At 38.1% G+C, this 12,608-nt stretch carries 8 protein-coding genes; 6 read left to right on the top strand and 2 right to left on the bottom strand.

All coding sequences use genetic code 11. The annotated features are described in order from the left end of the window. Window positions 1-28: 28 nt before the first annotated feature. Window positions 29-1,444 (bottom strand): Si-specific NAD(P)(+) transhydrogenase, encoded by a 1,416-nt coding sequence (gene sthA, locus I2F31_RS03820; protein ID WP_195768212.1) that lies wholly within the window; start codon window positions 1,442-1,444, stop codon window positions 29-31. Window positions 1,445-1,969: 525 nt separating this feature from the next. On the opposite strand from sthA, the gene lipA reads away from it, so the two are divergent. Continuing rightward, a complete protein-coding gene (lipA, locus tag I2F31_RS03815; protein WP_195768211.1) occupies window positions 1,970-2,983 on the top strand; it encodes a lipoyl synthase in 1,014 nt (337 codons plus the stop codon). Window positions 2,984-3,040: 57 nt separating this feature from the next. Here lipA and ahr read toward each other — a convergent pair whose 3' ends face one another. Continuing rightward, complete coding sequence (gene ahr, locus I2F31_RS03810) at window positions 3,041-4,063, bottom strand: NADPH-dependent aldehyde reductase Ahr (protein ID WP_195768210.1); 1,023 nt, start codon at window positions 4,061-4,063, stop codon at window positions 3,041-3,043. Window positions 4,064-4,377: 314 nt separating this feature from the next. Here ahr and I2F31_RS13415 point away from each other — a divergent pair, with 314 nt between their 5' ends. The 5 genes from I2F31_RS13415 to I2F31_RS03785 all read left to right on the top strand — a co-directional run bounded on the left by I2F31_RS13415 (window position 4,378) and on the right by I2F31_RS03785 (window position 12,561). Next, the gene (locus I2F31_RS13415; RefSeq protein ID WP_323127554.1) at window positions 4,378-4,980 is read left to right on the top strand and encodes a CHAP domain-containing protein; all 603 of its coding nucleotides are present in this window, start codon (window positions 4,378-4,380) and stop codon (window positions 4,978-4,980) included. 128 nt (window positions 4,981-5,108) lie between these two features. After that, a complete protein-coding gene (locus I2F31_RS03800) occupies window positions 5,109-6,260 on the top strand; it encodes a DUF1624 domain-containing protein (RefSeq protein ID WP_195773482.1) in 1,152 nt (383 codons plus the stop codon). Between the two features lie 300 nt (window positions 6,261-6,560). Further along, entirely contained in the window at window positions 6,561-7,277 is a 717-nt protein-coding gene (locus I2F31_RS03795; RefSeq protein WP_195768208.1) for a 16S rRNA (uracil(1498)-N(3))-methyltransferase, read from the top strand. Window positions 7,278-7,590: 313 nt separating this feature from the next. After that, window positions 7,591-10,167: a sensor domain-containing protein gene (locus I2F31_RS03790; protein WP_195768207.1), complete on the top strand. Its 2,577-nt coding sequence runs from the start codon at window positions 7,591-7,593 to the stop codon at window positions 10,165-10,167. A gap of 123 nt (window positions 10,168-10,290) precedes the next feature. After that, entirely contained in the window at window positions 10,291-12,561 is a 2,271-nt protein-coding gene (locus I2F31_RS03785; protein ID WP_195773481.1) for an NADP-dependent malic enzyme, read from the top strand. Window positions 12,562-12,608: the final 47 nt, after the last annotated feature.

Raw genomic sequence — 12,608 nt, 5'->3', positions numbered from 1 at the left:
AGGATTCAGGTTACGTTATAAAGTGGTACTAAAATAAACGATTCAACCCATTTAATGCTGCTACACGATAAGCCTCAGCCATGGTTGGATAATTAAATGTTGCCTCGACAAAATACTTTAACGAGTTATTTTGACTTTGCATAATGGCTTGCCCAATGTGAATAATCTCAGAAGCATTATTTCCAAAACAATGAATACCCAAAATTTCTAAGGTATCGCGATGAAATAATAATTTTAATTCGCCTACTGTATCACCCGTAATTTGAGCACGAGCCAAATGTCTAAAAGACGACTGACCAACCTCATAAGGAATTTTTTCTTCAGTCAACTGTTGCTCTGTTTTACCAAAACAAGAAATTTCAGGAATAGTATAAATACCTGTGGGAATATCAGTTACAGGCTTCACATTTTCCTCACCACTCATGTTAGAACCTGCACAACGCCCTTGGTCATACGCCGCAGAGGCTAAAGATGGCCAACCAACAACGTCACCTGCCGCATAAATATGCGGGACTTCTGTTTGATAACGTTCGTTTACCATGACTTGACCACGGCTGTTTGGCGTTAAGCCTACATTTTCTAAGCCTAAACCATCAGTATTGCCAGAACGCCCGTTACACCATAAAATTGCATCAGCTTTTATTTTTTTACCGCTTTTTAAGTGCAAGACCACATGGTCATCATAGGTATCTAAAGCATCTATTTGCTCATTATGACGAATAAGAACCCCTTGCTCCCTCAAGTGATAAGATAAAGCATCTGATATTTCAGCATCTAAATAACTTAATAATTTCGTTTGGGTATTAATTAAATCAACTTTATGATTTAAGCCAATAAAAATTGATGCATATTCACAGCCAATTACCCCAGCACCATAAATAATAATTTTGCGAATACCATAATCTAAATTTAAAATTGTGTCTGAATCGAACACTCTTGGATGGCTAAAATCTAAATTTTGTGGCCGATAAGGACGACTCCCTGTTGCAATAACCAACTCATCAAATTGAATATGTCGTTTAATGCCTTCAGGGGTAAAAACTTCAATATGATGTTGATCTTTAATATATGCACGACCACAAAATACATCTATGTGGTTTCGCTCATAAAAGCGTGTATGCGTTGCTACTTGTGATTGAATCACACGATGTGCATGCGTGAGCACCTGATTCATGGTGAACTTTTTCCACTCACCTATTTTTTGTAATAACGGATCACGTTGGCAACGAATAATACTAGACACCGTTTGTCGCAAAGCCTTACTTGGTATTGTGCCTACGTGGGTACAATTCCCTCCCAATTGCGCTCGCAAGTCAACCATAGCCACTGTTTTACCAGATTTACTCAGCTTCATTGCAGCACCTTCACCTGCTGGGCCTGCTCCGAGTACAACGGCATCATACTTACTAAAATTACCAGTAATCATATCCTTTTTCCTAGGCATCTCGCATACTCCTTGTGCGTAAACATTATTTTTTTTGTCAAATTACTATGGCATGAAAACAGTACAAAATATAGCGTAAAATCGTTAACTTAAACACATACTCAAAAAGATCATATTACAAGTCGCCGAAAAAACAACCACTGAGTTATTAGAGTTCATTTACTTGAGATTTATAGGTATGACAGTATAAATATTTAAGCCAAATACTGCTAAAAAGATACTTTTCTGTTGAAGAAAAAATGATTTTAAATGACTAAAACTGTTCCCAATCTAAAAATATCTTCTTTCAAGGTCAAAGACAGAAAGTTCTCAAATATGTAACACAATGCCATTTTTTCTAAGATTTATAAGCATGTATCATCTCATTACAGTATTGCACTAAAGACAGCACCTTGAATAAAGCGTAACAAAGCATCATCATGATGTTGCAACAATATGTTTTTCACACCTAAGTGCATTATTTTTGGTTATACTATTCACGTAGAACATCGCTTTTTAAATTGTCAAAACAGTGGAAAGTTGCCCATGACAAAGTATCAAAAACCAGAACAAGGCGTAAAACTGCGTGGTGCAGAAAAAGTTGCCAGAATTCCAGTCAAAGTGATTCCTACAGTTGATGTACTGCGTAAGCCTGATTGGATTCGGGTGAAAATGACTGCACCAGAAGAAGTGCAAAGAATCAAAACCAAGTTACGTACACAAAAGCTACATACCGTTTGTGAAGAAGCAGCTTGCCCCAACCTCACAGAATGCTTTGGTGGCGGTACAGCAACCTTTATGATTATGGGTGATATTTGTACACGACGTTGCCCATTTTGTGATGTAGCACATGGTAGACCGAATGCACTTGATGCAGACGAGCCATTACATATGGCAGAAACCATTGCCAACCTGAATCTAAAATATGCAGTGATCACCTCAGTAGACCGAGATGACCTGCTTGACGGTGGTGCACAGCACTTTGTTGATTGTATTAAAAAATCGAGAGAGCTCAGCCCAAACACACTGCTTGAAATTTTAGTACCAGACTTTCGTGGACGTATGGACGTTGCTCTACGCATCATGACTGAATGCCCGCCAGATGTATTCAATCACAATATTGAAACTGTACCACGACTGTACAAAGCCATGCGTCCGGGTTCAGATTATCAGCATTCTCTGACACTCCTGCAAAGATTTAAAGACTATTGCCCTGACATCCCTACCAAATGCGGGCTGATGGTTGGTATTGGTGAGACTGAAGAAGAAGTCATTTCATTACTTGATGACTTACATGCACACGGCGTGGACTATGTCACAATTGGACAGTACTTACAGCCATCTAAAGAACATGCTGCTTTAGACCGTTATGTGACACCTGAAGAGTTTGAACGCTATGCAGAACATGGCCGAAAGCTTGGATTTAAAAATATATGGTCTGCACCTATGGTACGCTCAAGCTACTTCGCAGATCGTCAATATTATGGGGAACCCGTACCACCAGTACGCCGTAAAACCCCACCTGCACGCAAAATTGCAGTGCAAGCGATAGAAGCTTAAAGTAAAAAGACTAAATGAAAAAACTTCATTTAGTCTTCTTTGACATTCAGCAACCCGTTAAAAATCTGCTTTTAATACCACTCTATATCTTGCCTTACCTGACTCTAAATGTGCTAAAGCATCATTAATTTTAGACATTGGAAAAACTTCAATTTGTGGTGCAATATTTTTACGTGCCGCAAACTTAAGTAATTGGCGTAACGTTGCAGGAGATCCCGTTGGAGAACCTGTCACTGACTTTGCTCCAGAAATTAAAGAAACCGCAGGTACTTTGATTGGTTCTAATGGCAAACCAACCAAATGCATTGTTCCTTTAGGTGCAAGAGCTTGCAAATAAGCGGGCCAATCTAACGTCACATTCACTGTACTTAGAATCAAGTCAAACTTACCTTGTTGTGCTTTAAGTGCTTCAGCATCACGGCTATTCACCACATGATCTGCACCCATTGCTTTGAGCTCGGCAGTTTTTTCTACATTCGATGAAAATGCTGTGATTTCACAGCCCCATGCTTTGAGTAGTTTAATCGCAATATGCCCTAAACCACCTATACCAATGACACCAACATGATGCAATGCTGTAATTTCGTTTTGTAGCAGTGGAGTAAATACCGTCACACCACCACACAAAAGTGGGCCTGCACTTTCAGGGTCTAAATCATCTGGTAAAGGAATCACCCATTGCCAGTCAGCACGCACTTTATTCGCAAAACCACCTGCGTGACCAACAATTGTTGGTGTTTGCTGACCACATAACACCTGTTCACCACCAATACATGAATCACATGCACCACAACTTCCAGCAGTCCAACCAATGCCTACACGTTGTCCTAACTTCAGACCTTTAGCCCCACTTCCTAGACGAACCACCTTACCAATCACTTCATGACCTGCAACAACAGGATAAGAAGACATCCCCCACTCATTGTTAATCATCGATACATCTGAGTGACATAAACCACAATATTCAACTACAACTTCAACTTCTGAATTTTTAAGTTCACCTGCATCAAAATCATAAGGAACCAGTGGCTCATGTGCAGCTTTAGCTGCGTAAGCTTGAATTAAGTTCGATTGCGACATTGCAACACTCCTAAACCTAAATAAATCATGGACAATGAATGAATTTACATAAGAGTATAGTCAATATTACGATAACAGCCTGCGTCACATTACAAATTAAATCAATTCTAGTTATAGAAATTTTAAGATTCAGATTATATAAAGGGTCTATACAAAATAAATTTTGCCACACATAATTTTACATTTTGTAACGGCTTAATTTTCTTTTTGGTCAATTTTATATGGCCTAGAAAAATGTAATGTTATACCATTGCAACCCTTGAAAGTCGCAAAGCGATTGCTGTTCGTAATATGTGTTAAAGAGATTTTTTACAATGATTGAACATTCACACCACCACGTAGAACACCATGTTAATGTGCACACTCATACGATTGCTCATAAAAAACAAACTGTAAAAAGTGTATCTCCACATAAAAAGCAGTCCAAGACTCAAGAAAAAATCATTACAAAAAAGAAAACAGAATCACAAAAAAATAAGCATCTTGTTGCACAGAAAAAAAATGCGCATACCAAACACACCTATCATGTAACCGCACAAACACCTCAAAAACATAAAAAAGCCATTAACGTCACCAAATTTGCCCATACCCTTGCCCATAATGCATACAGCCGTAGTACAGAAAAATGTGCTAAGCATGTACGCATCGCTTTAGAATCTGCAGGCGCACGTGTGCAATCTCACCCTGTTGCTGCAGCAGATTGGGGACAAACACTCGAAAAAATTGGTTATAAACGCATATCACCCGCCTTTGACAAGCCACAAGAAGGCGATATCTATATTATTTCTCGAACAAGAAATCATAACTACGGTCATATTGCAGGCTATACAGGCAAGAGCTGGGTCTCTGATTTTAGACAAAATAGCTACGCTGTATACGGTAGTAATGCTAGCTACAAATATTACCGCTTAATTTAAAAAAGTAATCACGTGGTCATTAACATGCTATTTTATGGTAATGACCACATAATTATGTGCATAATTTCAAACAATAATACCAAAAATGTGTTACTTTATAACATATCATTTATTTTCTTTATTTTCTCATGTCAGCTCAAATTTCACAGCGTCTTTTAGCCATTGATGCGCTACGCGGTCTTATTATTTTAATCATGATGGTAGATCATGTCAGAGATACTTTTTATATTCATCGGCAAGTTGCAGACCCCATGGTCATCGCAGATACAGAACCCTCACTCTATTTTGGTCGAGTTTTAGCACATTTATGTGCGCCCATGTTTGTTTTTCTAACCGGGTTATCTGCCTACTTATACCAAGCCAAAACCAACAATGTGGCCATGACGCGTGCCTTTTTATTTAAACGAGGGCTATTTTTAATTCTACTTGAAGTCACGGTCATTAATTTTGCTTGGACAGGTCAACTTATACCACAAGTCATGTATTTACAGGTCATCTGGGCAATTGGTGTGAGTATGATTACTCTAGCAGCCTTCATTACTTTGCCAAAGGCAACACGCTGGGGCTTTGCTATACTCATTATTGCTTCACACAACTTACTTGACCCCATTTCATTTAAAGACCTACCAACAATACAACCGCTATGGAATATTTTACATGAGCGTGGTTGGATTACCATTGGGGAGCATTTTAAACTGCGTACGTCATACCCAGTTTTACCATGGATTGGTGTTATTTTGCTTGGTTATTGTTTTGGTGAAGCATGGTTTAACAAGAGTATTCAACCAAAACAACGTCAAACAGCGCTTCTCAAGTCAGGTATCTACTTTATTCTTTTATTTTTTGTACTACGTTTCATTAATATTTATGGTGACCATGCATGGCAAGTCATGCCAACATCACTTGAAACGGTGATGAGTTTCTTTAACCTGACAAAATATCCACCCTCACTGCTTTTTATTTTATTTAATGTGGGTCTTGGGCTCTTACTGTTGGGTTTTCTAGAAAGAAAACAACATATCTCATGGATTAAACCTTTGGTGGTTTTTGGCTCTGTGCCCATGTTTTTTTACATATTACATTTATTTGTACTGAAAGCCTTGTATAGTCTTGCGGTGATGCAATATGGTTTAAACCATGGCAAATACTTCGGTTTAAACAGTGTATTTAGCTTATGGGTGACTGCTATTATTTTATCTGTTGCACTCTACCCACTTGTGGCTTTATTTGCACGGTTTAAGCATAACAACAAACACATTCGCATTTTAAAATACTTTTAAAAGCAATTGGGCAGGTAGTCTTACAATACCTGCCCAAGTGAATATCAAGCTATGGGATAAAGCATTGTGTTCTGAAGCTCTATTTCCAGTACTTTTAAGCAAGTACTCATGTGTAAAACCTAGGTTAGTTGGCAGTTTATATTCTAATCTAAAAGATGGTGACTTAAGTTGTATTAAAACTGTGCGAACGAAGATATAACTGTAGCATATGTATGTTAGATTTTTTACTATGCACACAGCAGACCCAACACCTCGTGAGGGATCTAGACCTCAACCACAACAAACCAAGAGCCCATCCCCATGAGTAGCCGTTTTTATATCGATGCCACTTTGGCATGCAACACACAGATTGAACTTACAGAAACCGTATTTCATCATTGGGTCAAAGTGTTACGTGCAAAAGTGAATGATGAGGCTACTTTATTTAATGGCTTAGGTGGTGAATACAATGCAAAAATTATTGAAATCCACAAAAAAAGTGCTGTAGTAGAAATCACCACACATCTAGCAATAAATCGAACACCTCAATTCCATGCCACTTTAGGCCAAGTCATGTCTAAAGGTGACCGTATGGATTACGCCATACAAAAAGCCGTAGAACTTGGTGTATCAGACATTCAACTTCTGACGAGCGAACGTTGTGAAATGCGTCTTAAATACGAACGAGATCAAAAGAAAATTGAGCATTGGCAAGGTATTGCCATTGCGGCATGCGAACAGTGTGGGTTAAACGTTGTTCCAAAAATCCACGCCCCTATCACCTTACAAACATGGTTAAAATCAGATTTACCACCAACAAAACTCGTGCTTGCCCCCAATAACAATACAACCAACCCGCTACAAGATGCAGATCCATCTATTGCATTACTGATTGGCCCAGAGGGCGGTTTATCTGATGCAGAGATTGAACAAGCCCAACAACATGGTTTTAAAGCATGGTGTATTGGTGAGCGTGTTTTACGTACAGAAACAGCCCCCATTGTGGCACTATCTATATTAAATTTTGTATTTAAATGATATAACAATGACCTTGTTCAATATCTTTATCAAAGAAAAATGTATTTGATTAAGGTCTATTATGTTCTTTTCACCTGAAAATTTACAAGCTCAGACACTCTCTAGCTATAAAAATGCGGTAGCAACAAAACACCTACAACCATTTTTGCTAAGTGTTTTTTTTGTGTGCCTATTTGTTTGTATTAATTTCAATCTTAATTTTCCTGCATATACTTATCTTGTTAATACATTCTTTATTATTAATAACAGTCTTATTTTGGCTTTCTTTCTAGTCATACAATATTATGAAAATAAAAAAACCAACTTAGATTACATGAATCATCTTTGTAATGTCATTTGCTTACTGGTTGGTATATCACTTGCCAGTGCAGTATATCTACTACATATTCATTTACCCGTATCTTGTGCACACTTATCTTTTTCTGATACGTTTTACGTCACCATCATCTTAGTTTCAACATGCTTGTTTTTTGCACTATGCTGTCTTCACTTTAGGCTCAGTTATTTCTTTTTAGTCGGTTTACCCATAGCTGTTCCAACATTGCTATTACAACCGATCTCACAAGAAAATGTCGCGGGCTTTTTACCACTGTCTTTTAACTTCATTTTTTTATCAGTTTATATTTGTGCAATCATACTCAACCGTACATACAATAAACACATTACACATATATTGAATGATGCTCAGTTACTAAAACAACAACAACTCACTGCTGTGCAAAAGCAAAATCGCTACGACAAGCATAAACAGCATATGAGTAAGCTGTTAGGCCGATATAAGCTACTCAAGAAAAAAATTGCCAACGCTATTGAATATACGAACCAACAAGATGAACTCATTCATAAACAAAAAATGCTTATTGAATTGGCTCAAAATGAATCATATAACCATATTTGGCATTGGGATATTAAAAAAAGTTCATTTTACGTGAATGATGTTTTTTTTGCTTTTTTACGTAACGATGCCTTAATTACGGATTATACCGAAGGTCTTATTCACCCAGACGACACAGAACACTTTTTACTGCAGCTTAAAAAACATTTTAATCATAGAAATGAGCTCTTTGAATGTGAGTGTAGAATTCGTCATCAAAATGATTGGACATGGTTTGCTGCCATTGGAAAAGTCGTAAAATCAGACCCTATCACACATGAACCTACACTGATGATGGGCTTATTTAAAAATATTAAGCAACAAAAGCAACATCAAAATCAAATTAATTTATCTACCAATATTATTGAAAATTTAAATGTTGGAATTATCACTTTAGATAAAAACTTTCATTTTTTAAATGCCAACCCTTTCTTCTGTAAACTTTCAGGATCAACCGAAAATGAAATCATTGGCAAGCATTTATTTGGTTTAACAGATAAATATACGGCTCAACAACGTAGCTTGCATTTTTCAGTGATAGATCAACTGAGAAACACAGAAAAATACATTGGTGAGTTTGAAGAAAAGTTTGTATCTAGCGAAGTACTCAACATTGGCTTTCACATTCAAGCAGTCAAAGACCAACAGCAAAATATTTCACACTATATTGGTATTATCTCTGATTTAACCGCACAAAAAAGGCAAGAAGAGCGCCTGTCTTTTTTAAGAAATTATGATGACATTACTCAGCTACCAAACCGCTTTTATTATAATTTTAAACTCTATGAGCTGATGCTCACTGAACGTAAAAACTTATCACGCCTTGCCGTCATTAATGTATCTATAGATCGCTTTAATGCACTACACGAATTTTTAGGGACTGATGCAATAAATCAGTTGCTTAAAAGTATTGCAGATCGTTTAAATCTCAATCATCACGATGCATTTATTATTGCCTGTATCAACCACGGTGATTTTTCATTGATATATGAGCTAAATCAACGACACAATAGTATTGAAGAGATTTGTGGCCGAATTATTCAGGAGTTTAATGACGCCTTCCACGTCAGTAAACAAGATCTGATATTAACAGTCTCAGTGGGTGTCTCCATTTACCCAGAACACACACTTGATGCTGAACAACTGAATAACTATGCACACCAAGCATTACTACAAGCACAGCGACTAGGTGGTAATACTGTACAATACTATTCACAGCAAAACATTGACTATATACAAGATGTTAATTTAGAAAACGAACTAAGATATGCAATAAAAAATAATGGTTTAGAAGTTTTTTATCAACCAAAAATTAAAGTAGACAATCAAACGATTGTGGGTTTTGAAGCCCTTATTCGCTGGAATCACCCTAAAAAAGGACTAATTCCACCCTCACAATTTTTATCTTATGCCAAACAAACCAGTATGGTGTCTGAAATTGGGCACTACGTTTTAGAGCAGTCTGCAAAGCAAATAAAAACATGGCAAAATTTAGGCTATGCTGACATAAGTGTTTCAATTAATATAGACCCTCAACAACTCTACAGAGGCCAACTTTTAGAGCTACTTGATGAGATATTGGCAACTTATGAGATTGATGGCCAACATTTAGAATTTGAGCTCACTGAATCTGCACTCATAGAAAAAACTGACCATATAAAAGCACTTCTTCACGCACTGAAAGAACGTGGAATAACACTTTCACTCGATGACTTTGGCACAGGGTACTCCTCCCTTGCCTACTTGACTAACTTTCCATTCGATGCCATTAAAATTGACCAACACTTTGTGCAAAACATTGCAGATAAAACACAAATTGCCGTACTCAATGCCATTATTGCCATGGGTAAAGCCATGGGCCTTACAATCATTGCAGAAGGTGTAGAGACTCAGCAACAGCTTGAGTTTTTACAGTACAGGCAATGCGATATTATACAAGGCTACATTTACTCAAAACCACTTTGTGTAGCAGATGCAACCCATTATCTAAAAATACATTATTCATCATCGAGTTAATCCATACTCAAATATGTAAATGCATTTTGGTAGTTTTGAAACTGTGCGAGTATACTAAAGTAGTGATATATTCAGAAAATTCTACTAGCACATGCTAGATTAACCGCAGTAAACGAGATAAAAATGGACGATCAAACACTGAAACAGCAAGCGCTAATGTACCATGAGTTCCCAAAACCAGGGAAAATTAGCGTGACGCCAAGTAAGCAACTGAGTAATCAACGTGACTTAGCTTTGGCATATTCTCCTGGTGTTGCAGAGCCTTGTTTAGAAATCGCACGTGATCCATCGACAGCTGCGAAATATACAGCACGTGGTAACCTTGTTGCTGTAATCACCAATGGTACTGCCGTACTTGGTCTTGGAAATATTGGCCCGCTCGCATCTAAACCTGTCATGGAAGGTAAAGGCGTTTTATTTAAGAAATTTGCAGGCATTGATGTTTTTGATATTGAAATTTCTGAAAATGACCCAGACAAAATTGTTGATATTGTGGCAGCACTCGAACCAACATTTGGTGGGATCAACTTAGAAGATATTAAAGCACCTGAATGTTTTTACATTGAACAAAAACTTCGTGAGCGTATGGGTATTCCTGTATTCCATGATGACCAACACGGCACAAGTATCATTGTGGGTGCAGCATTAATCAATGCACTCCAGCTCAATGGCAAAAAATTAGAAGACATTAAAATTGTTGCATCAGGTGCAGGAGCAGCGGCGCTCTCTTGTTTAGATTTACTGTGTGCTTTAGGTGCACGTAAAGAAAATATTATTGTTGCTGACTCACGTGGTCTTATTACCACCTCACGCAGTAATCTCGATGCGTCAAAACAACGTTATATGCAAGACATTGCACAAACGCAATTACATGAAGTGATGCAAGATGCAGATATGTTCTTGGGGCTTTCAGCGGCAGGTATTTTAACCAAAGAGATGGTTAAACAAATGGCTGTGCAACCGATTATCTTTGCACTTGCTAACCCTAACCCAGAAATCTTACCAGAAGATGCTCACGAAGTTCGTGATGATGTCATTATGGCAACAGGTCGTTCAGACTACCCGAACCAAGTCAACAATGCACTGTGCTTCCCGTATATCTTCCGTGGTGCATTAGATGTAGGTGCAAGCACGATTAATGAAGAAATGAAAGTGGCCTGTGTACATGCCATTGCACGTATGGCACATGTTGAACCAGATGCAGCAAGCTATGGTGAAAAATCATCTACGTTTGGTCGTGAATACCTCATTCCAGGACCACTTGACCCACGCTTAATTTTAGAAATTGCACCTGCAGTTGCTAAAGCAGCTATGGACTCTGGTGTAGCGACTCGTCCAATTCAAGACATGAATACCTATAACCAACAACTGTCTGAGTTTGTTTATAACACGGCGTTTATTATGAAACCTGTGTTTGCACAAGCTAAAGCTGCACCAAAACGTATTGCTTATGCAGAAGGTGAAGATGTACGTATTTTACGTGCGGCTCAAGTTGTAGTTGATGAAGGCATTGCTCGCCCAGTGTTAGTGGGTCGTACAGCTGTCATTGAAGCCAACATTAAAAAACTCGGCTTACGTTTACACAATGGCATTAACATTGAAATTGTAGACCAAGACAACAACCCTGACTACGAAGCAACATGGAAGGATTACCATAATGTCATAAAACGTAAAGGGGTGACAGTTGCTTTTGCACAGCGTGAAGCACGTCGTCGTTCTACCCTAGTTGCAACCATGTTGTTAAAGTCTGGTAAAGTCGATGGTATGTTGTGTGGTACTTATGGTAGCTATGACATGCACCTAGACCTTGTACGCAACCTCATTGGTATGAAAGAAGGTTCTAACCACTTCTTTAGCCTAAATACCCTTATGCTCGAAGGTCGCAATTTATTTATTGCAGATACTTATGTCAATGCCAATCCAACCGCTGAACAATTGGCTGAGATGACCATATTAGCAGCAGAGGAAGTACGTCGCTTTGGTCTAGAACCACGTATTGCATTACTTTCACACTCAAGCTTTGGTAGCGACCAAGTTGACCCAAGTGCACAAAAAATGCGTGAAGTGTATCGTCTTGTGACTGAGCGTGCGCCTGATTTACAAGTTGAAGGTGAAATGCATGGTGATGCAGCGATTGATGAAAACATTCGCAACTTTGCATTCCCTGATGCTCGCTATAGTGGTTCAGCAAACTTACTGATTATGCCAAACCTAGACGCAGCAAATATTTCATTTAACTTGCTCAAATCTACTGCAGGTAACAATGTGACTGTAGGCCCAATTTTATTGGGTGCAGCGAAGCCTGCACATATATTAACCCCAACAGCAACAACTCGCCGTGTGGTTAATATGACAGCACTCACTGTTGCAGAAGTGATTCATCAAGGAAAATAAGCATTTAATATACAAAATGCTTTAACTTCCTCACTTGTAGAAACCTC

The organism is Acinetobacter rathckeae (genome assembly GCF_015627125.1).
Lineage (GTDB): Bacteria > Pseudomonadota > Gammaproteobacteria > Pseudomonadales > Moraxellaceae > Acinetobacter > Acinetobacter rathckeae.
The sequence above is the reverse complement of the archived record's forward strand: the minus strand, read 5'-3'. Positions and strand labels throughout refer to the sequence as shown.